Annotated in this window: 22 protein-coding genes and 1 tRNA gene; 4 read left to right on the forward strand and 19 right to left on the reverse strand. The window is 47.2% G+C overall.

The window, feature by feature from the left end; translation table 11 throughout:
- The coding region (locus AWU77_RS20495; protein WP_193747534.1) for a hypothetical protein at positions 1–1044 on the forward strand (1044 nt) is incomplete at its 5' end.
- Between the two features lie 39 nt (positions 1045–1083).
- Here the strand turns inward: AWU77_RS20495 and AWU77_RS12695 are convergent.
- From AWU77_RS12695 to AWU77_RS12705, 3 genes are all read right to left on the reverse strand, one after another.
- Entirely contained in the window at positions 1084–2463 is a 1380-nt protein-coding gene (locus AWU77_RS12695) for an MATE family efflux transporter (protein WP_062063990.1), read from the reverse strand.
- A gap of 93 nt (positions 2464–2556) precedes the next feature.
- Positions 2557–5055, reverse strand: a complete 2499-nt coding sequence (locus AWU77_RS12700) for an ABC transporter permease (RefSeq protein ID WP_084618353.1) — start codon at positions 5053–5055, stop codon at positions 2557–2559.
- Between the two features lie 5 nt (positions 5056–5060).
- Entirely contained in the window at positions 5061–5744 is a 684-nt protein-coding gene (locus AWU77_RS12705; protein ID WP_062063992.1) for an ABC transporter ATP-binding protein, read from the reverse strand.
- Between the two features lie 78 nt (positions 5745–5822).
- Between AWU77_RS12705 and AWU77_RS12710 the strand changes: the two genes are divergently transcribed.
- The gene (locus AWU77_RS12710; RefSeq protein ID WP_062063994.1) at positions 5823–6452 is read left to right on the forward strand and encodes an arylesterase; all 630 of its coding nucleotides are present in this window, start codon (positions 5823–5825) and stop codon (positions 6450–6452) included.
- A gap of 22 nt (positions 6453–6474) precedes the next feature.
- On the opposite strand, the gene recJ is transcribed toward AWU77_RS12710, so the two are convergent.
- From recJ to AWU77_RS12760, 10 genes are all read right to left on the reverse strand, one after another.
- Positions 6475–8211, reverse strand: coding sequence for a single-stranded-DNA-specific exonuclease RecJ (gene recJ / locus AWU77_RS12715; protein ID WP_062063996.1), 1737 nt, complete (start codon positions 8209–8211; stop codon positions 6475–6477).
- Between the two features lie 90 nt (positions 8212–8301).
- Complete coding sequence (thrC, locus tag AWU77_RS12720; RefSeq protein WP_062063998.1) at positions 8302–9699, reverse strand: threonine synthase; 1398 nt, start codon at positions 9697–9699, stop codon at positions 8302–8304.
- Between the two features lie 32 nt (positions 9700–9731).
- Complete coding sequence (locus tag AWU77_RS12725; protein WP_062064000.1) at positions 9732–11036, reverse strand: homoserine dehydrogenase; 1305 nt, start codon at positions 11034–11036, stop codon at positions 9732–9734.
- 145 nt (positions 11037–11181) lie between these two features.
- Entirely contained in the window at positions 11182–11979 is a 798-nt protein-coding gene (locus AWU77_RS12730) for a DsbC family protein (RefSeq protein ID WP_062064002.1), read from the reverse strand.
- Positions 11980–12020: 41 nt separating this feature from the next.
- On the reverse strand, positions 12021–12947 hold the full coding sequence (gene xerD, locus AWU77_RS12735) for a site-specific tyrosine recombinase XerD (RefSeq protein WP_062064004.1): 927 nt from the start codon (positions 12945–12947) through the stop codon (positions 12021–12023).
- Between the two features lie 140 nt (positions 12948–13087).
- Positions 13088–13438 (reverse strand): 50S ribosomal protein L19, encoded by a 351-nt coding sequence (gene rplS / locus AWU77_RS12740; protein ID WP_062064006.1) that lies wholly within the window; start codon positions 13436–13438, stop codon positions 13088–13090.
- Positions 13439–13448: 10 nt separating this feature from the next.
- On the reverse strand, positions 13449–14222 hold the full coding sequence (gene trmD, locus AWU77_RS12745; RefSeq protein WP_202966656.1) for a tRNA (guanosine(37)-N1)-methyltransferase TrmD: 774 nt from the start codon (positions 14220–14222) through the stop codon (positions 13449–13451).
- A gap of 75 nt (positions 14223–14297) precedes the next feature.
- Positions 14298–14834, reverse strand: coding sequence for a ribosome maturation factor RimM (rimM, locus tag AWU77_RS12750; protein ID WP_084618355.1), 537 nt, complete (start codon positions 14832–14834; stop codon positions 14298–14300).
- A 33-nt stretch (positions 14835–14867) separates the two neighbouring features.
- On the reverse strand, positions 14868–15116 hold the full coding sequence (rpsP, locus tag AWU77_RS12755) for a 30S ribosomal protein S16 (RefSeq protein ID WP_062064010.1): 249 nt from the start codon (positions 15114–15116) through the stop codon (positions 14868–14870).
- 213 nt (positions 15117–15329) lie between these two features.
- Positions 15330–17237, reverse strand: a complete 1908-nt coding sequence (locus tag AWU77_RS12760; protein ID WP_062064012.1) for a beta-ketoacyl synthase — start codon at positions 17235–17237, stop codon at positions 15330–15332.
- A gap of 134 nt (positions 17238–17371) precedes the next feature.
- Between AWU77_RS12760 and AWU77_RS12765 the strand changes: the two genes are divergently transcribed.
- Entirely contained in the window at positions 17372–18376 is a 1005-nt protein-coding gene (locus AWU77_RS12765; RefSeq protein WP_062064014.1) for a GlxA family transcriptional regulator, read from the forward strand.
- 77 nt (positions 18377–18453) lie between these two features.
- Here the strand turns inward: AWU77_RS12765 and AWU77_RS12770 are convergent, their stop codons facing one another.
- Positions 18454–18924 carry an Hsp20 family protein gene (locus AWU77_RS12770; protein WP_062064016.1) on the reverse strand — a complete coding sequence of 157 codons (471 nt, stop codon included), beginning with the start codon at positions 18922–18924 and terminating at the stop codon, positions 18454–18456.
- A 425-nt stretch (positions 18925–19349) separates the two neighbouring features.
- Between AWU77_RS12770 and AWU77_RS12775 the strand changes: the two genes are divergently transcribed.
- A complete protein-coding gene (locus tag AWU77_RS12775; protein ID WP_062064018.1) occupies positions 19350–19673 on the forward strand; it encodes an HPF/RaiA family ribosome-associated protein in 324 nt (107 codons plus the stop codon).
- 102 nt (positions 19674–19775) lie between these two features.
- On the opposite strand, the gene AWU77_RS12780 is transcribed toward AWU77_RS12775, so the two are convergent.
- The 5 genes from AWU77_RS12780 to pheT all read right to left on the reverse strand — a co-directional run bounded on the left by AWU77_RS12780 (position 19776) and on the right by pheT (position 23988).
- Complete coding sequence (locus AWU77_RS12780) at positions 19776–20525, reverse strand: SapC family protein (protein WP_062064020.1); 750 nt, start codon at positions 20523–20525, stop codon at positions 19776–19778.
- A 198-nt stretch (positions 20526–20723) separates the two neighbouring features.
- A tRNA-Pro gene (locus AWU77_RS12785) sits at positions 20724–20800 on the reverse strand.
- A gap of 151 nt (positions 20801–20951) precedes the next feature.
- The gene (locus AWU77_RS12790) at positions 20952–21311 is read right to left on the reverse strand and encodes a MerR family transcriptional regulator (protein WP_062064022.1); all 360 of its coding nucleotides are present in this window, start codon (positions 21309–21311) and stop codon (positions 20952–20954) included.
- A complete protein-coding gene (gene ihfA / locus AWU77_RS12795) occupies positions 21292–21600 on the reverse strand; it encodes an integration host factor subunit alpha (RefSeq protein ID WP_049629182.1) in 309 nt (102 codons plus the stop codon). Before ihfA ends, AWU77_RS12790 begins: the two co-directional genes overlap by 20 nt.
- A 12-nt stretch (positions 21601–21612) precedes the next feature.
- Positions 21613–23988 carry a phenylalanine--tRNA ligase subunit beta gene (gene pheT, locus AWU77_RS12800; RefSeq protein WP_062064024.1) on the reverse strand — a complete coding sequence of 792 codons (2376 nt, stop codon included), beginning with the start codon at positions 23986–23988 and terminating at the stop codon, positions 21613–21615.
- Between the last annotated feature and the right edge of the window lie 5 nt (positions 23989–23993).

Below are 23993 nucleotides of genomic sequence, written 5' to 3' on the forward strand. Positions count from 1 at the left end.
CAAGAAGCACAAGAAGCACAAGAAGCACAAGAAGCACAAGAAGCACAAGAAGCACAAGAAGCACAAGAAGCACAAGAACAGCCTGGCTTTATCGCGCGTTTATGCAAATCATTCAAAGACGATAGCTTACTTTGGATTATTGGCGCTCTCTTTGCGTTCTGGCCTGTCGCGATCATTCACTCGGTACGTATCGGCAACGATCCGATGTTGTATTGTCTATTTACTGCCAGCCTTTATTTTATTGTCCGCTGGTATAGGCACGATCAAAAACGTGACCTGATGATCGCCAGCTTGGTCGGTGCTGCCGCCATTATCACTAAAGCAAACGGTGAGATATTAATAGCCGTACTCGGTGTTATTGGCTTGTACAAAATGATCAGCACCAAGCAATGGGTCACTTATTTCAAAATGGCAATTGTGCCCTGTGTAGTCATGTTGCTTGCCGTAGCTATTACCGTAGGCCCTGGCCTGATGTTAAAAATCCAAGGTAAACGAGACAAATTATATATCGACAATATTGATGGCCTGTCACAAGCAAATTTGGTGGGTAATACAGCAACGAATTATTTTTGGTTTGATGTGAAAATTTTTATTACCGAACCCTTTACCGACCCTTATGATGACCGTATGGGTCGCCAATTTTTCTGGAATTATCTAGGCAAAACTGGCTTGTTTGGTGAATTTAAATACCCGAGTCTGATGTCAGTAAATACCGCCGTATCGACCAGTTTTCTTGCGGTACTTATGTTCATCTACATGATCTGCGGGATTTACTATATGGCGAAAGAAGATTTTAAACGCATGGCTCCCATACTACTCTCAGGGTTTTTCTTGTGGGCAGGGGTGACTTATATGCGTATGACCTTTCCCGCTAATATTGATTTCCGTTATATAGTGCCGATCCTTGTGACCTTCTGTGGACTCTACGCGATCAGCATATTAAGCTTTGAACGAATTGGTGCAACACGCATGGCCAACATAGGCAAAGCGCTTTCAATTCTATTTTCAATATCCAGTGTTTTATTTATTCTCGGTATTGTTTAATGATTCAATCGCAGCATGATCATTCAACTATATATCTGATCATGCTGCGCCTCGCTCTCGCGCTGCCACTCCCAAATACTGCCAATTGCCATTCTTCCAGCGCCAGTATTTAATCAATGCGCGAATAAACTCATCTAATACTGCAGCAATTAACAATCCATACAAACCTAGTTCGCAGGGTACAGCCAACACATAAGCAAGCGGCACAGAGAATAGCCAAATCACCACGATACTGGAAATAGAGGTGAACGCAGCATCACCCGTGCAGCGCAACGCACTACCAATAGTAATATTCACTGTGCGCCATGGCTCAGCTAAAAAACTCAATAAAAATGCCCATAAACCGATCGCAATTACCTCTGGGTCATCGCTGAATATTTGCAGTATGGACTTATTAAAAAGCAACCAGACAAATGCCAGTGCAGTTGTGCCGATCAAAGAAATTTTTAGAGTCTGCTTGAGTTGCCTATTAATTAATTCAAATTCTTGTCGCCCAACCCGCTGCGCAATGATGGCTTCTGTAGCCATTGCCAAGGCAATTGAAATCATCAAGCAGAATAAAAAAGTATTGTAGGCATAAACTTTTACTTTTAAGGCAAGATCACCCACCTCAGCCGCAATCCAATTAAGTGCAATCATATAAGCTTGAAATGACATAGGTTCAAGAATAGATGGTGCGGCAATCATCACCACCGGAGCAATTAACACTGAAAAATTTCGCCAGCCTTCGCGCAGTGGAATATGAATACGCAACTTTACATGCACTACTAACATCACAAATAATAAACTGACACCCGCAGCAACAATACTCGCTATAGCAACACCCAAGACCCCGGATGGGGGAATACCCATAAATCCATAAACTGCAATAAAGTTTCCAAGCAGATTCACCGAAAATAAAACAAGATTACTGTAGGTATTCCACTGCGGTTCTCCGTAAATATTGAGTATGGTTTGATAGATTACCCGGCAACCCCAGAGCGCCACCATCCAACCAATAATCGATAAATAGGTTCGCGCATGCTGCTCTACGTCAACGCCTAGGGACATGGCCGATGCGACCCAAGGGCCACCGTGATTTAATGTAAGCGCTGCAATCAACGCCAGCACCACAACAAATATTGTATAGGCAGCGATAGTGGCATTGCCGCGCTGATAATCATTGGCACCAATACGCTGGCTCGCAATACTCGCACCGGCAAATGCGCTTACAATTAAAAACGCATTAGCAACAAAAACCAAAGGTGTAATAGCACCAACCGCAGCAGCGGCGCTATCGGATATACGGCTGAGAAAATACATATCCACTAATGGAATGGTATAAGTCACTGCCTGATCGAGAAACATAGGGCGACTCATGCCCCAAAGGCCTTTTTCGAGCACGCGGCTCTGCGGCACTTGTTTAGGTGCAGATTTCATAGAGACTTTTGTCGAGTAATAATAGGAGCGCCTGTCGAGCAATAAAATGATCAAGCGAAGCATACTCCGCTTGATCTGGCTGTACAGAGGGAATTATGCGGCTTCGCGCAAGACAACCGCTGGTGGTGTTGTGACCGTGTGACGACAACAGATATAGCCTAGCGCAGAAACAAAAACGGCGCCGCTCAAAGGCGATAACAGCCAATAAATATAATGCGGTTGTATCGGGGTTTGCAGGACAAATTTTTGCAGACTGATGAGTAAAATTTCTGTCCCGATAATTGCAATCAATCCGGCCAGAAAACCCAGTATGGCAAACTCTGCGCAAATACTGCCCACAATCAACCGGCGCGGACTACCGAGTGCGCGCAGCAAACCAGCCTGCTGTTTACGTGCGGCAATACTGCCCATTACCGCGGCTAACAACACCAAACAGCCGCCAATCAATGTCAGCCATAGTACCAACAACACACCATCGCTGACTTGATTCACGATGCTGCGTATCTGCTCAATAATCCGGTCTAGTTCCATTACTAAAATAGTGGGATGATCTAATAACAATTCGTTGATAAAAGATTTTTGCTGCGCCGGTAAATAAATACTAGTGATAAAGGTGGGTGAGTAGGCATCCAGCGAACCTGGCTCAAAAATAAAAAAGAAATTGGGCCGCATACTACGCCAATCAAGGCTGCGAAAGCTGGCAACTTCGGCCTCTAACAATAAACCACCAAAGGAAAATTGAAGTTTATCGCCAAGTTTTAATCCGATTTCTGTTGCCGTGTTTACCTCGACTGATACGCCCGGCAAATTCGCTGCGCTGCGCTGCCACTTATCCCACCAGAGACCTTCAAGAATTTTATTGTCCGCCGCCAGCGTATCAGCCCAGGTCACATTTAATTCACGCCGCAGTGCATTGCTCAGTGAGCGCTGTTCCTCTGTTGTTTCTACATCATTAATATGCGTCAGGCGTGCGCGCATCATGGGATACAGCGGCTCAGGGCGCACCTTAGCTTGCTCAAGTAGCTGCTGCACCTGCGGCAATTCTGCTGGGGGAATATTCACCAAGAAATGATTGGGGGCATCATCAGGCACTTGCACTCGCCACTCTTCAATTAAGGATGTGCGCACGATGGTGAGTGTAAACAGCAACATAATCGCAATGGAAAAGACCAAAATCTGGATCAGGCTTTGGCCGCGCTGACGCTGCAAGTTAGCAAATGCCAAGCGCCAAAAACCACCCAACCGCAACACCATTTTTTTACTGAGCGACAACAATCCATAGGCAGCGATAATCGTTACAAAAATAACAGCCAACAATGCCCCGCTAATACTTAATGCCAGTTCCAGATCGCGACTAAACAATATCACCAGTGTTAATACGGCAAACAAAGCCAACGCCGCTTGTTGCCATACTTGTGGCATATTCACTGCCAACTCACGGCGCAAAATTTTGAGTGGCGGCACTGTAGGTAAATGCCAGAGCGCAGGTAAAGCAAAAAATACCAAACACATCAGCCCACTAAAAAAACTTAAACCATAGGGATAAAAACTGGCAGTGCCTAGGCGTATCTGATAAACCTGCTGCAAACTGGTGGCTACCGTGCGCTGTAGTAATTCACCAAACCCCAATCCTATTAGCGATGCAATGACACCCAAGAAAATTAACTGTGCAAAATAGAGTGTGCGAATTTGTACAGCACCTGCACCGAGGCTTTTCATTAAGGCGACTTGATCGGTATGGCGCGCGGAAAATTGCCGCGCGGTGATTGCAATCGCCACACCTGCCAACAACACCGCAATCACTGCTGACAGCAATAAAAATTGTCTGCTGGTTTTTAGGGTGCGCCCTACTCGCTCTTGCGCGGACTCTATATCAATTAAACGCTGATGCTTACTCAGTTGCGGCTTTAGTTGTTCGACAAAACGTTTTAATTGGCTATTGTTGTCCGATGCAATTAACCATTGATAATCCACTCGACTGCCCGGTTGCACCACCTGGGTTTTGACAAGATCGGCAATATTCATGATCAGACGCGCACCGGTCATGCTAAACGGATTAGCGCTATCGGGTTCACGAATCAATACATGAGTCACGGTTAACTCGTATTCACCTACAGCAACCTTATCGCCCAATTGAATTTTTAGTAGCGGCAATAAACGTGAATCAACCCAAGCTTCGCCGGGCGCTGGAATTGTTTTAGCAATTTCGATATCAGCAAGATCCATTGCAAAGGGCACACGACTAATCTCAAATTGCCCGCGCAAGGGGTAACCCGCGTCAACGGCCTTAACTGACGCGAGATGCATTTCATCGCCGGCGAACACCATAGAGGCAAACAGTGCCGCTTGCGTCTGTTGAATATTGTCTTTTTCTGCAGCGCTTGGCCAATCCGAGTTGTGGGGTTGGGAACCTCGTACTATATAATCTGCACCCAGCACGCTATTACTTTCGCTAATTAATGTTGCTTCCAAGCGATCAGTAAAAATAGAAATACCGCTCAATACCGCAACCGCTAGCAACAATGAAAAACCCAATAATTTTAATTCGCCGCTGCGCCAATTGCGCCTTAATAAATTAATCGCCAACATCATATTAATTACTCCCGCCCAGACACTATAGCGCCCGCTGCTAATTCCATTCGATGCTGACACAACTGTGACAAACGCTCTTCATGGGTAATTAAAATCAAGGTTGTACCCTGCGCGCGATTTAACTCGAATAACAATTCAATAATACGTGCACCTGTGGTGCTATCGAGATTGCCTGTCGGCTCATCGGCAAATAAGACTTTGGGCTCACTGGCGAACGCGCGCGCGATAGCCACACGCTGCTGCTCACCACCAGATAGTTGTTGCGGATAATGATGCAAGCGTTGTGCTAAACCCACACGCTCCAAAAACTCCCGCGCTTTGTTGCTCGCCGCTTTATCACCACGCAGCTCCAACGGCAACATCACATTTTCGTGGGCGCTTAGCCCAGGCAACAACTGGAATGATTGAAAAATAAATCCTACGTTGCCAGCGCGAACTTTTGCGCGCCCTTCCTCGTCTAATTGCGAGAGGTTGTTGCCATTGAGGATGACCTCGCCGGTACTGGGCACATCCAAACCAGCGAGAATGCCCAATAACGTGGATTTTCCTGAACCGGATGCACCGGTGATCGCCAGTGACTCACCGGCCATCACTCGCATTGAAATTGGGTGAAGAATTGTTAAGGTACCTTCTTGCGTATTAACCTGTTTGGTAACTGAATTCGCTTGAACCATAGCAACAGCAGACATAATTGAGTAACCTTTAATAAACGAGCACGTTAATAAAATACGAATGATTCATTCTATTGGCATAGGATTTTGATAACCATGCACAAACTAAAGATTTACCTGTTTTTACTCCTGACAATTGTCACCAGTCTCACCTATGCGCAAAACGCACCGGCACATGCAACAAAAATACTGGTGATGGGTGACAGCTTGAGCGCCGCTTATGGCATTGATATTCAACAAGGCTGGGTAAATCTGCTGGAACAAGCGTTAACGAAAAAATATGCAGTTCAGATCATTAATGCAAGTGTCAGCGGCGAAACCAGCTCTGGCGGCAATACTCGCCTGCCCGCACTGCTCGCAGAACATCAACCGAATATTGTTATTGTAGAATTAGGTGGCAACGATGGCCTGCGCGGCCAACCGCTGAAACTCTTGGAAAAAAACTTGCAGGCGATGATAGATGCAAGCAAAAAAGCCAATGCAAAAGTATTGCTCGCAGGAATGCAGATTCCACCGAATTATGGCGCACGCTATAGCAATCAATTTAAAGATCTTTACGGAAAACTCGCCAAAAAGAACGATTTGGAATTAATTCCCTTTTTATTGGAGGGGATTGGCGGCAATGAAGCACTAGTGCAGCGAGATGGCATTCACCCCACCGCTGAGGCGCAACCGATCATTGTCAGCAATGTATTGCCTGAATTGGAAAAAATCCTGGCAAGATAAAAAATTAACTGAATTAGCAGCCTTAGTGCGCTGCTAATTCCAAATAATCCACCAACAATTGCACTGTTGTATTGCCGCGAAATTCGTTGATATCCAATTTATAGGCTACGCGAATTTTTTGGGCTTGCGGATTAGGCCAAATCGCTGGATCTATATTAAACGCAATGGCATCCACCAAATTCTGCCCTTGTGCATCATGGGCAAGCGTCATTTTTAAATGTTTTTCTCCCACCAGTTTTTGTTGCACCAGATAAAACTCACCATCAAAAATCGGCTCGGGAAAATGTTGCCCCCAAGGGCCAGCTTCGCGCAATTGCGTGGCAATTTGCAGTGAAAACTCTTGCGCAGTCAGTTCGCCGTCACTCACCACCACCGCTTGTAAATCATCGGCGCTTAGCTGCCGACGCACCTCATCATCAAACGCTTGTGCAAATGCTGGAAAATTTTCGCGGGTTAAACTCATACCGGCCGCCATGGCATGACCGCCAAATTTTTGCAGCAACTCCGGGTGACGCGCTGCGACTGCATCCAGCGCATCGCGTATATGAAAACCGGGCACCGAGCGCGCAGAGCCTTTAATATCACCTTCACCAGCATCGGCAAATACAATCGTCGGGCGATGGTATTTATCTTTAATGCGCGACGCCAAAATACCAATCACACCTTGATGCCAGGTTTCATCAAACAAACACAAACCCCAAGGCAAACTTTCTGCATCCGCCTGCACCGTTTTTTGCAGCATGGTCATCGCCTCTTGCTGCATGCCGGTTTCAATGGCTTTGCGATCGCGATTCAATTCATCGAGCTGCGCTGCCATTTCGCGCGCGAGATTTTCGCTCTCGCACATTAAACACTGAATGCCGAGCGACATATCATCCAAGCGCCCTGCCGCATTCAAACGCGGGCCTAGCGCAAAACCAAAATCACTCGCCACCAATTTGTTCGCCTGTTTGCCAGACACTTCCAGCATGGCTTTAATACCGGGGCGACACACACCGGCACGAATACGCTGTAACCCCTGCGCGACTAAAATACGATTGTTGTAATCCAGCGGCACCACATCGGCCACTGTACCGAGCGCCACCAAATCCAAAAAGCTCGCCATATTGGGCTCTGCAATACCGCTCTCTTCAAACCAACCCATTTGGCGCAACTCGGCGCGCAAGGCATTCATCACATAAAAAATGACACCGACGCCGGCCAAATTTTTACTGGGAAATTCACAACCGGGTTGATTGGGATTCACAATCGCATCGGCATTCGGCAACTGCGCGCCGGGCAAATGGTGATCGGTAACAACCACTGCGATACCCAACTTGCGCGCAGCTTCAACACCTTCAATACTGGAGATGCCATTATCAACCGTGATAATAATATCTGGCTGTTGTGCAGCGGCGACGGCAACAATTTCCGGCGTTAAACCATAACCATATTCAAAGCGATTCGGCACCAAAAAATCGACATGCGGCAAACCCATCGCCCGCAGCGCCAGTACGGCTAATGCACTGCTGGTTGCACCGTCCGCATCGAAGTCACCCACAATAATAATTTTTGCCTGCGCAACCACGGCATCCGCCAACAAGCTAACGGCATCCTGCAATCCTTTAAAGTTCGGCTTATGCAAATTCGCCAATTGATATTGCAACTCGCGCTCATGCTGCACACCACGCGCGCTGTAAATGCGCTGCAGAAGCGGATGAATGGCAGTTTTAAATTCAACTGGCTGAACTGGATTGCGGCGGCGTATAGTTTTTTGCATAAATCAGATTCTAAAGAAAAAATTGCGGCAGAAATAAAAACGCCGCATTAGTAAACCAATGCGGCGCTTTGTGAACACAAAACCTAGCGATTACTTGCGCACATTGGCCGCAACAAATTGCTGCACTTTGGCCAGATCTTGCGGGAGTACAGTGAAACGCTCTTCACGCTCGAACAAATCCTGCATGTGATGTGGCAAAGCCGGGTCGGCATCCTGCCCTGCTTTACGCACGGCTTCCGGGAATTTGGCCGGATGTGCAGTTGCCAAGACCACCATGGGGATATCCTGACGGCGACGGGTTTTGCGCGCGGCATCCACACCAATGGCGGTGTGTGGGTCGAGTAGGTATTCGGTGCGATCAAACACCGAGCGAATCACATCAATTGTGACTTCATCGCTCACACCGTGACTGGTAAATAATTCACGCGCGCGAACTAATGCAGATTCTTTTAAGGTCATGCTGCCGGATTTAAAATCTTCCATCAACTGACGAATCGCATTGCCATCGCGGTCGTACAAATCAAACAACATACGTTCGAAGTTGCTCGATACCATAATGTCCATACTGGGCGACAAGGTGTGTTGCAATTGATTCTTGCTGTGGTCATTACTGCTGATGCAGCGATGCAAAATGTCATTGCTGTTAGTCGCAATCACCAACTGATCAATCGGCAAGCCCATTTGTTTAGCCAGGTAACCGGCAAAAATATCGCCAAAGTTACCGGTGGGAACTGAAAACGCAACGGGGCGATGAGGCGCACCCAATGCCAAACCGGCGTAAAAGTAATAAACGATTTGCGCCATGATACGCGCCCAGTTGATTGAGTTAACTGCAACCAACTGACGACCTTCCGGCAGGAAAGACTGATCGCCAAAACTGGCTTTCACCATGTTCTGACAATCATCGAAGTTACCTTCGAGTGCGATATTAAATACATTCGGCGCAAGTACAGTCGTCATCTGACGACGCTGCACATTGGATACACGATTATTCGGGTGCATGATAAAAATATCGATGTTATCGCAGCGACGGCAACCTTCAATTGCGGCAGAACCTGTATCACCTGAAGTAGCACCCATCACCACAACTTTTTGATTGCGTTTTTTCAGCAAGTGATCGAGCAAGTGACCTAAAAACTGCAATGCGAAATCTTTAAACGCGAGAGTTGGCCCTTGGAATAATTCCAATATCCACTCGTTGTGACCGGTCTGCACCAAGGGCGCAATCGCATCGTGACGGAAAGTTGCGTAGGACTCGGCAATAATTTGTTTGAATTCTTCGTCGCTAACCGCACCGGCAACAAAAGGTTTCATTACATTAAATGCGAGCTCTTGATAGGACAGGCCAGCCCAAGAGGCGATTTCTTCTTTGCTGAATTTAGGCAGAGTTTCTGGTACGTACAGACCGCCATCTGGGGCTAAACCAGTCAGTACCACTTCTTCAAAACTGAGTGCGGGCGCTTGGCCGCGAGTGCTGATGTATTTCACAGTAGCTAACCTTTCAAAATTTTTAATTTCGCTTATTTCAATGCTTCAACGCGAATACGTTGCACCGGCCCGGCAATTGCGTAGAGCGACTCAATACCGCGAATCGCAGCAGCCAGTTTCTTTTCTTGTACTTTGTTAGTGAGCAGAATCAGCGGCACGGTGAGCTCGCCTTCTTTTGCTTCTTTCTGAATCATCGCTTCGATACTGATGCCCGCATCGCTGAGAATGGTAGCGATCTTGGAGAGTACACCGGGTTTATCTTGCGCTGACATGCGCAGATAGTTAGCGGTTTCCACATCGTCAATGGACATGATCGGCTGCTCGGTCACAAAGTCAGTGCCGAAACCTAAATAGGGAACACGATGCTCAGGTGCAGCAGTCAATGTACGCGCGACATCAACTATATCGCCCACAATCGATGAACCGGTTGGCTCGGCACCGGCGCCGGCACCGTAATACATAGTGGCGCCCACAGCGTCACCTTTTACCAATACTGCGTTCATCACACCATCAACATTGGCGATCAAACGTTTGGCTGGGATTAATGTCGGGTGTACACGCAACTCAATGCCCGCTTCAGTACGACGTGCGATACCCAGATTTTTAATGCGATAACCCAATTCTTCGGCATAGACCACATCTTCCGTGGCGATTTTAGTTATGCCTTCAGTAAATACTTTATTAATTTCCAACGGAATACCAAACGCCAGCGAGGCCAAAATCACTAGCTTATGTGCAGCATCTATACCTTCCACATCAAAAGTCGGATCAGCTTCGGCGTAACCCAAAGCTTGTGCTTCGGCCAATACATCTTCAAATGAACGGCCTTTATCGCGCATTTCGGTCAAAATAAAGTTGCCGGTGCCGTTGATGATTCCAGCAAGCCATTCGATTTTATTTGCAGCTAAACCTTCGCGGATAGCTTTAATAATGGGAATACCGCCTGCAACGGCCGCTTCAAATGCGACAGTCACACCTTTGGCTTTTGCTGCTGCAAAAATTTCATTGCCATGATGGGCAATCAGCGCCTTATTAGCGGTGATGATGTGTTTACCGTTTTCGATGGCCTTGAGAATCAGATCTTTGGCTACAGTAGTACCGCCCATCACCTCAACCAGCACGTCGACGTCGGGGTTGTTGGCAACATCAAACACATCGCGTGTTACGTTGAAGCTCGACGTATCACAGTTAGGATTATCGCGACGAGCACCAATCTGCACGATGGTAATGTCACATCCGGCGCGGGCATCAATCAGCGCCTTGTTGCGCGTGAGAATATTAACTGTACCGCTGCCCACGGTGCCCAGACCGCAGATACCAATTCTTACCGGATTCAAGGTGGATTCCTCGTCAAATGCTAGTGAAATTTACGCCAATACCAAAAAAGACGGCCACCATACTCATGGTGGCCGTCAGTGTCAATTGCGCTTTGGAGCAGCTGCTCAATATAGTAACAATGCTGCTTTCAAGCAGGATCACTCATTAAATACCCAGAGTTTTTGCCAGTTCTTCTGGCGGGGTATAGCCAGGTACTAATTTGCCATCAGGCAAGAATAATGCGGGCGTGCCATTCACGCCTAATTGACCACCCAATTGGAATTGGGCTGCAACCGGGTTGTCACAGGTTGCGCTTGGGATGGACTCATCCACTTTTAATTTAGTCAAAGCGCCCTGCTTATCTTTTGCACACCAAGCTGAAATCAACTTATCAGCCGAAGGGCTGGGGATGCCGGCACGCGGGTACGCCAAATAGCGAATCTCAATACCCAGATCGTTATAGCCAGGTTTTTGCTGACCACCTTCGTTATAGGCATGCATTTGACTGTGAAGCTTACGGCAATAACCGCAATCCACATCAGTAAACACATAAACTACGGCCTTGGCTTTGCCTTTTGGTTTAAAGTTGATGCTTTTTTTACTATCAAGGCCAGCCAGCGCTTTCTTTCGCTCTTCGATAACATAAGGATCTTCGATTTTAGCGAAGCCATTACTATCGATGCCGAAGATTTCACCAGCAATAAATTTATCGCCTTCCGGAGTTACATATAAAACTGGACCGCCGGGAACCTGCACCTGATACAAACCTTTAATCATTGAAGGGCGAGGCTGGCCAAAATTAATATCTGGACGCGCCTTGTGCAGATTTTCCAAAATTGTCTCTTCAACCGTTTTACGCTTGAGCAATTCACTCTGCGCAGAGGCCATCGGAACTGCCATAAAAGCAGACAAAGAGAAGCCCGCTACAGCAGCAAAGCCAAGCGTTTTTAATGTTTTTATCATAATCATATCTCTTACAGGTTTATAAATTCTTGATAGCCAACTTAACCGCGCGGATGATGCTGCGCGTGCTGTTGCTTCATGCGCAGCTTAGCAACATGGGTGTAAATTTGTGTCGTCGATAAATCGCTGTGCCCTAACAGCAACTGTACCACACGCAAATCGGCACCGTGATTCAATAAATGGGTCGCAAAGGCGTGACGCACAGTATGCGGCGACAATTCTTTTTTGATGCCAGCCACCATCGCCCAATGCTTGATGCGATACCAGAAGGTCTGACGAGTCATCGGCTGGGCACGCGTGCTAGGAAATACTACCTCATCCGGCATATTATTCAGCAACACAGGTCGCGCTTCGCGTAAATATCGCACCAACCATGCTGCAGCCTCCTCTCCCATAGGAATTAAACGCTCTTTACTGCCTTTGCCCATTACCCGCACCACATTCTGGCGCAAGTTAACTTGCGGCATAGTCAATTCCACCAACTCAGTGACACGCAAACCACAGGCATAAAGCACCTCTAGCATGGTTCGATCACGCAACCCGATTGGGTCGGATAAATCTGGCGCGGCGAGCAAAGCTTCGACATCGCTTTCGCTTAAAGATTTCGGCAAAGGACGTGATAATTTCGGATTATCGACCAAAGCGACAGGATTTTCGCTAATTCGACCCTCACGCAACAAATAGCGATAAAAACCGCGAACACAGGAGAGAAAGCGAGCCGATGTGCGGCTCGACAGTTTTTGCTGCAGGCGCACCTCCAAATATTCTTGCACCAACGCTGCATCAACCCCAATTAACTGCTGCCCCTGCTGATTTAACCAGAGGGCAAATTGCTCCAGATCACGCCGGTAGGATTCCTGAGTATTGTCGCTTAGCCCTTTTTCCATCCAAATCGCATCCAAATACTCAGCAATAAGCTGCGTATCTGCAAGTACCGGAGTTAATTCCAACGACTTAGCAGCAACCATAATCCAAACCAAAAGCGAAAAACCGACTGTAACCACTCGCCCTTAGTAAGGCAATCAAAAAGCAAGGCAAAGAAAAGCAAAAAGCCGAAGCGGTTTCCCACTTCGGCCTTCTGAAAATCGATATGAATATCGATTTGATCTTATACCAGCTTCTCTTTAATACGAGCTGCCTTACCAGTAAGGTCACGCAGGTAGTAAAGTTTAGCTTGACGCACATCACCACGACGCTTCAGCGATACGCTGTCGATCATAGGGCTGTGAGTTTGGAAAGTACGCTCAACGCCTACACCGTGAGAAATTTTACGCACAGTGAATGCAGAGTTAAGGCCGCGATTACGAATAGCGATTACAACGCCTTCATAAGCCTGTACACGCTCACGATCGCCTTCTTTAACTTTCACGTTTACAACAACGGTGTCGCCTGGTGAAAATTCAGTAAGGTTTGCTTTCAGTTGCTCGTTTTCCAACGCCTGAATAATTGGGTTACTCATTGATATTCTCCTAAGAGTCTATAGCTTCACAGCTAGAGTTTGTCGTATCAAGGTCACGACGATATTCCGTCAACAGCTTTTGCTGCTCCTCGGTTAAATTTATTGCGTGCAATAAATCAGGCCTTTTCAGCCAAGTTCGCCCTAACGCTTGTTTCAAGCGCCAGCGCCGAATCAGTTCATGATTACCAGATACCAACACCTCCGGTACACGCATTCCTTCAAATTCTTCAGGACGGGTGTAATGAGGGCAATCTAATAATCCATCTGTAAATGAATCTTGCTCTGCCGATTGCGCATGCCCAAGAGCACCCGGAATCAACCGTGTTACCGCGTCGATCAGCACCATCGCTGGCAGCTCACCGCCACTTAACACATAGTCACCGATGGACCATTCTTCATCGATAACCGTTTGTATTAATCGCTCGTCGATACCTTCGTAACGACCCGCCACCAATACCATATTGCTGTAGCTTGCCAATTCAGCAACACCGGACTGATCCAATGTTCTGCCTTGGGGCGACAGGTAAATGACTTTAGCATCATCACCTGCCCAAGCCTTTGCTGCTGCGATGGCATCGCGCAACGGCTGCACCATCATCACCATTCCAGGACCACCGCCGAAAGGGCGATCATCTACTGTTGAGTGGCGATCATGGGCAAAATCCCGTGGTGTTATGACTTTTAACTCCACCAGACCTTGTTTAATCGCACGACTGGTTATCCCAAAGCCGGCAATTCCGTTAAACATGTCAGGAAAAATAGAAACAACCGCAATTTTAAGCAATTGACGATTACTCCTCTCGCCTCACAGCGTTTACGCCAAAATAAAGTTGAGCTCTAAACTTTTAATTTATAAAGCTTAAAACTCGGGATCCCAATCAACCAGCATTTCACCAGCTTCGAGATCAACAGCCAGCACAAACTGCTCAGGCACATAAGGTATCAAGCGCTCACGCTGATCGATACTTTCTGCATCCGCCGTTACGACGAGAACGTCGTTTGCACCGGTTTCCATCAATTTGGAGATTACCCCGAGACGCTTACGCTCACCATCAAACTGAGTAAACACCACCAAGCCTTCAAGCTGACTCCAGTAATATTCACCATCATCCAATTCAGGCAATAAATCGCGCTCAACGGCTATATCTGCAGCGGTGTATTGCGCAGCCAAATCGCGGTCATCAACACCGACAATATGGGCAACAAATGCATCGCCATGAGGACGCGCCTCATCTATCTCAATTTTTTTGACGCCATGCTTGGTTTTTAACCACCAAGGATGGTACTCAAATAAATTTTCTTGCGGCTCGGTGTAAGAGTGGACTTTCACCCAACCCTTTACACCATAAACAGCGGTAATTCGCCCGACATTAACTAAATTGGATTCCGCAGACATCAGGCGCCTTCGACTATTTATTTAGCGAGGCTATTAAGCCGCTTTTTTGCTTTCTTTAACCAGTTGTTCAACGCGCTCAGACAACTGTGCACCTTGACCAACCCAATGAGCCAAACGGTCAGCATCAACACGCAGACGCTCTTCTTGACCACGAGCAACTGGGTTGAAGAAACCAATACGCTCGATGAAGCGGCCGTTACGGGCGCTGCGGCTGTTGGTTACGGTCAGATGATAAAACGGGCGCTTTTTAGAGCCACCACGTGACAGACGAATAGTTACCATTGAGGTCTTCTTCCTGTATTTACTTATGGGGGAAAGCGAGCCTTCCCAGTTAAAAATCGACTTTCAGGTTAAAAAATCGTTAGTCGCACAATAAGCTATGCGAAAGGCGCGGCATTTTAAGGGAAAGATTGGGCTTTGTATAGGCTAATAAATTATTAAGTAAGATAACCTCACCACCTTACCTATGGGGTGAGGTATTTTTTACCACAATATCTAGTCACACATGTCCGCAAAACGGTTACCAAAGGTGAGATCAATCGCCTGCGCAAACCCAGGCAAACTCAGACGCTCTTGATCCACTTTAATTAGAGCTTCATCAATCAACCCTTCACCAAAGTGATAAATGGTCGCAAAACTGCCCTGCAAAGCAGCCTGATCATAGGCCGACGATACCGCACGCACCTGCTCGCGTTTATCTTTGTAGCGATTAAATATTGCATCACCATAACGGCGCGCCAGCATAGACTCCACAACATGAGGCGCAAAAATACTGGCTGTTGCATTGTTGCCACCAAACCCTTTCGAGTTAAGGAAGGCAACATCCAAAGGCTGACTGCACTTTTCATCCTTTGTGGAAATCTGCAAACGCTCAGCAAAAACATCATCGGCGACCTTGTCGATGGTTTTAATGCCGGGAATCAAACCGTATTTGAAAATACCGAGGCTGGCAATCAACTGCTCGCCACTGGCAGCCGACAAGGAATGGCCTACGTAGGCTTTGACTGCAGACACTGGCCAACTGGTGATATTAAACACCTGTGCAATCTGATCAAAAATTTGCGATTCGGTCACCCGATTTTGCGGTGTACTGGAGCCGTGCGCCTGCACCATCGAACGCAGCCGAATAGATTCATCACCCAAAATGGCACGCGCCGAAGCCACAGCTTTTGCCATGGTGATGTAATTTCCCGGGCCTGGAGCTGAAATCGACTTTTTAAAACCGTCGGCGTTGATAAATACATCACCTACCGCGCCGTGAACATCAGCACCCAGCTCGATAGCCAAAGCATCATCCATCAACACTACATATTGACTGGCCTCAGCCATAGTAAAACCAGCATTTTCACCAAACGGACGACTGCTACGGCGCAGGTCAGCCTCTTCGGCTCCATCCAGCTTTTTCAGCTTATCTTCACTGGCAAGCGCACCCATAGTCGCATAACCATCGATAATCTCCGGAACGATTGGCGCCTCTGCGCAGCCCACTACCGCAACACGACATTTGCCGGATGCTATGTCATCCGCCGCGGCCTGCAAGTTATAGAGGAATGATGCACAAGCACCGGTGATTGCGCCCGTTTGACCAACACTCCCCAAAAGATAAGCATTCACAAAATCTGCTGGCATGGTATTCAAACCCAACGGACACTGCTTGGCGCTAACCCGCGAGCCCTTAAGGCGCGATTGCAGCAAACCACCAAACCCATTTTCATCCATCTGGCTCATCACATTACTGGCATACACTCCAACCTGATCAGGCTTAATCGCACTCATTACTGTCTGCCACACCAACCCGGTAGATTGAATTGCATCAGACGCACCAATTACCGCCAACTGCAAGGCGCGAGGATGATAGTGCGAGTTATACAGCGCACCCGGATTAAAACCCTGCGGCAGCTGTCCGGCTGACTTTACCGGCAGATCGCGATAACTATCGAACTTAACTTCAAGCCCAGATGCCGCAGTGACGCGAACGCGATCATCGTCGATAGATTCCACTTGCCAATCAGCAGGCACAGGTTCAGGCAAATCGCGCTTACGCATCTCCACCACCAGAGGTGAATCACCTGCACCCAAGGTGGCCGACTTTTGCCAGTGCGCAGCGTCTACATCAAAAAACTCTTTATCGATTCGACGTATCAAGGTGCCATTTAATATTTGCTCACCAAAACGGATTTCCAAATCCGCGAGGCTAAGAGCCGCACCTTCTGCGTCGCGGTAGCTGTTATCGTCAAATCTAACCAAGCCCATCATGACCGCCAATCCGGCCAACGTCTCCTGCCGATCTGATGGCTGCAGACTTTCAATTACCATGCGACGATAAGCATGATGACCGGAACTGCGACCCGCTGCACTGAACCCACCAAAGCCCACAATCACCGGCAAACGCGCAACAGACATAACAACTCCCAAGATTCGCAAGGTTAAAAACTCGATAAAGTGTAAGAGTATTAAATCCGAATGTCCCTGTTAATTTGGTCATTATTGATGGTAAATTGGCCACAACAGACTCACTCACACCACGCGACCACTCAATGAGCAAAAACCCGCCAATCCGCATTCACTTTCTGCTCTGCGAGCGCATGCTCGCCACCAGTAGCACCCTGCCAATGGAAATGCTACTCGCAGCTGAAAGCGCCGTGACCAGCATGCTACCCAAAGATCAGCAGCGCCCTCTCGATATCAAAACCATCAGCCTAGACCTTACCCCCGTCACCAGCCGCACCGGACTTTTGTGGCAGCCCGATCTAACCATCGCCAGCAAACCCGCCAGCGATTTGATTTACATTCCAGGCTTGTGGCGCAACCCCCGCCCAGCCGTACAACAACATAGCGAAACATTGGAGTGGCTACGCGAGCAACACCAAAACGGAGCAATTATTAGCGCTGTCGGCACGGGCGTTTGTTTTCTGGCAGAGGCAGGATTATTAGATGGCAAAGCAGCAACAACTCACTGGCACTACTTTGATCAATTTCAAAAAGACTATGCAGCCGTACAACTGAAACGCCAATATTTCATCACCCAAGCAGGCAATCTTTATTGTGCGGCAAGCGTCAACTCACTGGCCGATTTAACCGTGCATTTTATCCAGCGTTTTTTTGGTAAAAAAATTGCCAGCCATGTAGAGCGGCATTTCTCCCACGAAATTCGTCAGGCTTATGAGACAAGAGGTTTTTTTGAAGCACAAGAAAATCGACACCCAGATGAAGACATTACCCAAATACAAATCTGGCTACAGGACAATTACCAGCGCGAGATTTTATTTCCACAAGTCGCCCTGCGTTTTGGCATGAGTGTACGCACGCTAAATCGTCGTTTCAAAAATGCACTAGGGCAAACACCGCTAGATTATTTACAAGAAATTCGCATCAACATCGCTAAGGATTTATTAAAAACCAGTAATTTGTCGATTAACGAAATTGCCGACAAGGTGGGCTATCAAGACACAGGTTACTTCACCATTCTTTTTAAGAAAAAATTAGCGACCACACCCAATGCCTACCGGGATACAGTGCGCGCAAAGTTATTCAGCACCTGATTTTTTGCATTAATTGTAAAAAATAACCCCAGCATCAATGATACCGGGGTTATTTTGAAGGCATATATTACGCTGTCTTATGCCGCATCTGCACCGGCAGACACAACCGTTAACTTATCTGCGGTTTGCACACCAATTGGAATAGTGCGTGGTTTCATCGATTCTGGAATCACGCGCTGCAAATCTATATGCAGCAATCCACTTTCATAATTGGCCGATTTAACTTGCACATGATCAGCCAACTGAAAGCGCCGCTCAAAACTACGCGCCGCTATACCTTGATGCAAGTAAGTGCGCTGCTGCTCATCAGCAACCTTGTTTGCTGAAACCGTTAAATTATTTTGATTCACCTCAATATTTAATTCAGACTGATCAAAACCGGCAACAGCCATAGTAATTCGGTATTTATCTTCGCCCGTCAGTTCAATGTTATAAGGCGGATAACTGGGTTGATTCTGTTCTGCGCGAGATAGGCTATCTAGCAAATTAGCCATACGATCAAAACCAATGGCAGAACGATAAAGTGGAGTGAAATCAAAATTACGCATAGTCAATATCCTCATTTGAGCAATATAAAGAGTTGGACTTATCTTATCGATCAAGTCATTTACATTTCGTGATCCTCTACCGAGCCATCACACAAATGAGATAGGGCCATACAAAATCATTTCAAGGAAAATTCAAAAAAATAATTCTTCAACCAAATATCAACACCTCACCAATAGACAATAAACAGCAGAAAAGATAGCCAAGAGGCGCCGAGGTAAAACAAAGCTGAGGTGGCAAAAACTGACATGCTTATCGCTGCTAAGATCATTAGCTTTTAAACAAAGATCGAAATGTTATTAAGAAGTTTAAACAAAAACTTGCTATTCGTCGGAAGATCATCAATATAGATAGGGAGGGTCGGGATTGTTCGCGGGACTCAACGCAGAACCCCTGCCCCCTAACATAAACGTTAAGGAGCCTTACGATGAAACCTGCTGTCGACGTTGTATATCGTGATTTGGATTCTTCAGTTACATTTTCCGCTCTAAATGACATCATCACCAAGAAGCTTGAAAAGCTCAGCCGTTACACCGACCAAATTGTTCATAGCCGCGTAGTTCTTGACACCCCCCATCACCACAAGCACAAAGGTAAACAATTCCGAGCCTCTATTGAACTGGATATAGTAGGCCACCCAATGGCCATCACTCAGAATGACGAATCCATCCACGTTGCAGTGCGTGATGCCTTTTCAAGCGCAGAACGCAAAGTTAAACAGCTGGTCGCTCGCCAACGCAACACTCGTTAAATCACAGACCAAAGCGCCAAACGATTTCATTTCCCCCAAATGAAAAAAGCCGGGATCATGACTGATCCCGGCTCTGACACTACCAATAGGCAATATAACTGCTTAGCTTACCGCACCCAACTTGGCTGATTTTTTACTGATCAGGTGATTCAAATTGGCCAGTGACTGCATATGGCTATAAATCAATTCCAAACCGTCTTTTTTGAATAAATCCAACGCTTCTGCATCACCCAAAGCCTTCAGCTTTTCACGCTTCACTACGTAAAAGCCCATCAAATTCATATTAGACTCTTCGCGCCCTTTAAATGTAATGTTTGCCTGCATAGGCTCCAGTAAATCAAGCTCATGCAGACGTTTACAAAACACTTTCGTCATTTCAGCGCGATATTGATAATCCTTCAAAAACTCTACCACTTCTTTTAAATGAGCTGATTGCTCACCATTTTCCTCAAACAAACGACGCCCTTTACTGCCATCTTTCAATACAGTTTGGCTATCGGCGTCAATACACAATGCCATAGTATCGGCGTTTTTATCACCACCCAACACAAACGGATAACGACGAATAAAAGCAGGAATATAACGCGAGGTGAACTGGAAGTTTTCATCCAAAGAAAGGTTTTCGCCCTCCTTCAAACCCATAATCGCCAAGGGAATATATTCACCCTCGTTTGCCGTTGCAGAAAACACAATGGGAAATTCACTTGCAGCAAATGGAATCTCTGTGGCCAACAAGGGCGCAGAAATCATATGCGATACAAACGCGTAGTTATCAACCTGAACAGACCAATTGCGATGAACATCGGATGACAGTGGTTGAATGTTGTCATAAATCATGAGTTGTTTTGCCACGAGGATACCTCTATTTATTGTCTCGGCTTGGAAAAAACACTAGGGATGGAAAGCAAAAATAAAGATGCATGGTAGCACTTTCACAAACGACTGCCACAGCAAGAAGAACATTAAACAACCTTAGCGCAAACATAAATTACAAATACAAAAAAGCCTGCTAAAAAGCAGGCTTTTAAGTTATTGATTCTTAATTAAAAATGGTCGGAACGGCGGGATTTGAACCCACGACCCCTACACCCCCAGTATAGTGCGCTACCTGACTGCGCTACGCTCCGATATTTTTTGCGAACACAAGCTTTAGCACCTGTATCGCGAGGGATGGGCATAATACCTTAATTTATTGTCAATGCAATCAAAGAATTAAGAAATAACACCGATGCTCAATTAACAAACAAATACTCAAAAAGCAGTGCCTTTAAGTACGCTTTATTTAATTTTCAGCAGCTCGAGCAAGTGCTCCAAATCATCAATCATGCGCACCACCAATTGATTTAACTGACCCGATTCAGACGGTGTACTCTCGCTTGACATCTGCAAGCGCGCACCACCAATAGTAAAGCCTTGGTCGTACAAGAGGCTGCGGATTTGGCGGATAGTTAACACATCCTGACGCTGATAATAACGGCGATTCCCACGGCGCTTAACTGGCTTTAATTGCGGAAACTCCTGCTCCCAATAGCGCAGTACATGTGGCTTTACCGCACACAATTCACTGACTTCACCAATAGTGAAATAACGCTTACCGGGAATTACGGGAAGTTCGTCGTTATGACTCGGTTCCAACATATGTTTCTACTCGTGCCTTAAGTTTTTGTCCTGGACGGAAAGTAACCACACGCCGGGCGCTGATAGGAATTTCTTCACCCGTCTTGGGATTCCTCCCCGGACGCTGACTTTTGTCGCGCAATTCAAAATTGCCGAAGCCTGAAAGTTTGACCTGTTCATTATTTTCCAAAGCGTGGCGGATCTCTTCAAAAAAGAGTTCCACCAGTTCTTTGGCTTCCCGTTTATTGAGTCCGAGATCCTCATAAAGTTTCTCGGCCAAATCAGCTTTGGTCAGAGCGCCGTCCGACATAATTATTATTCCCTATCTGAGGGTAGCGGAAAAATTCACCCCCAGATACTGAACAATCGAGTCAATGGAGGCGTTGATCTCATCTTCATTAAGAGTGCGTGAAGGATGCTGAAAGGTCAACCCCATTGCAATACTTTTTCTATGTGGATCAATACCTTTGCCCATATATACGTCAAATACCTTTAAGTCGATAAGGTAGTCTCCCGCCTGTTCTTTAATCGCATTTAACAGCTGCTGAGCAGCCACATCGCGATCCACCAAAAGTGCCAAATCGCGGCGCACTTCAGGGAACTTTGACAAAGGAGTAAAGGCAGGAATTCGCGCTTTTAGCAATGAACTGAGACGCACTTCAAACAAATAAACTGATTGAGGAATATCCAACTGTTGCAGCAAACTGGGGTGCAGCGCACCTATAACACCCTGCCATTCGCCATCGCGATAAATATCGGCCGTCTGGCCAGGATGCAGCGCCGAATGAGAACCTGACTTAATCGTGAATGCAGACTCATCACCGGTTAGGGCCAAAAGTGATTCAAGGTCGCCCTTGAGATCAAAGAAATCGACAGTTTCTGCAGCATTCGCCCAAGACTCAGGCACACGACTACCGTAAATAAGACCGGCAAGCATGGCTTCTTGCTTAAGGCCATCGGCAGATGGAACAAAGCGCAAGCCAGACTCAAACAAGCGCACGCGATTTTGTTGGCGGTTCAGGTTGTTGCGCAAAACACTCACCAAGCCCGGCATCAAACTGGTACGCATGGCCGCCATATCGGCACTGATAGGGTTGCGCAGCAGAACTGGTGCAGTATTGGGGTCAAACAGAGCCGATAATTTTGGCTCGATAAAGCTGTAGGTGATTGCCTCTTGATAACCGCGTGCGATCAGCTGATTACGCAACGCAGGCAAGCCCATTTTCGCCTCGGGATGCGGCTCTATATCGAGCGGTGCCGCCAGGCTGCGAGTGGGCAAGCGGTTATAACCGTACACCCGCGCCAGCTCTTCAAGCAAATCAGCTTCGATGGAGATGTCAAAGCGATAGCTGGGCACAGAGAACACCCAACCTTCCGGGTTTTGCGATAAAAGCGTCAAGCCCAAACGCGCAAGGATATCGACCACTTCATCATCGGCCATTTCCAGACTCAAACCGCTGACAATGCGCGCCTTACGCAAGCTGACTTGGCGCTCCTGTGGCAAATGTTCATTGGTGACATGAACAACCGGACCGGCTTCACCACCGACAATTTCCAGCAGCAGAGCAGTAGCTCGCTCAATGGCATCCAACTGCAAGCTGTAATCTACACCTCGCTCAAAGCGATGGGATGAGTCGGTATGCAAACCGTATGAGCGGGCACGACCGGCAATCGCCAATGGATTAAAGAACGCACTTTCCAGGAAAATATCGCGCGTTGCCTCAGTTACTGCAGTTTCTTCACCACCCATAATGCCCGCAACGGCCAAGGCCTTGTGTTGATCGGCAATTACCATGGTATCGGCATTGAGTTTGATTTCCTGGCCATCCAGCAAGCGGAGTAACTCACCCTGTTGCGCCATACGCACATGAATTGCATTACTCAGTTTAGACAGATCAAACGCATGCATAGGCTGCCCTAACTCAAGCAGCACATAGTTAGTCACATCCACAACCGCATCAATGCTACGCAAGCCGGAACGGACTAATTTGTCTTGTAACCATGCCGGGCTTGGGCGGCTGATATCAATATTGCGGATCACGCGACCCACATAGCGACTACAAGCGGAACCGGCTTCAAGATGCACCGGGAATTCATCGGCAATCGAGGCTGCAACAGCGGGAATAGCAGGTGCAGTCACTGGGGCGCGATTCAAGACACCCACTTCGCGCGCTATACCTTTTACACTCAAACAGTCGCTGCGGTTGGGAGTCAAGTCAACCTCGATTAGTTTGTCATCGAGATTCAAGTACTCACGCAAATTAGCACCCACAGGCGCGTCAGCTGCCAACTCCCACAGACCTGTATCGTCGTCACCGGCTTTCAATTCTGTTTGGCCGCAGAGCATGCCAAAAGATTCAACACCGCGCAGCTTGGCCTTTTTGATCTGGAAGTCGCCTGGCAATTGCGCACCTATAGTGGCAAAGGGGATTTTAATTCCAACACGCGCATTAGCCGCACCGCAGACCACCTGCGTGGGACCATCAGGCAGACCAGCCACTTGGCAAACACGCAGCTTGTCTGCATCCGGGTGCTGCTCACAGCCGACAATCTCACCGACGATCACGCCGGTAAAATCGCCTGCAACTGATTCAACTGCATCCACTTCAAGCCCAGCCATGGTCAACTGGGCAACTAATTCATCGGTACCTATGACTGGATTAACCCACTCGCGCAGCCAGGATTCACTGATTTTCATAATTC

Origin of the sequence: Cellvibrio sp. OA-2007 (assembly GCF_000953825.1) — a bacterium.
Taxonomy (GTDB): domain Bacteria; phylum Pseudomonadota; class Gammaproteobacteria; order Pseudomonadales; family Cellvibrionaceae; genus Cellvibrio.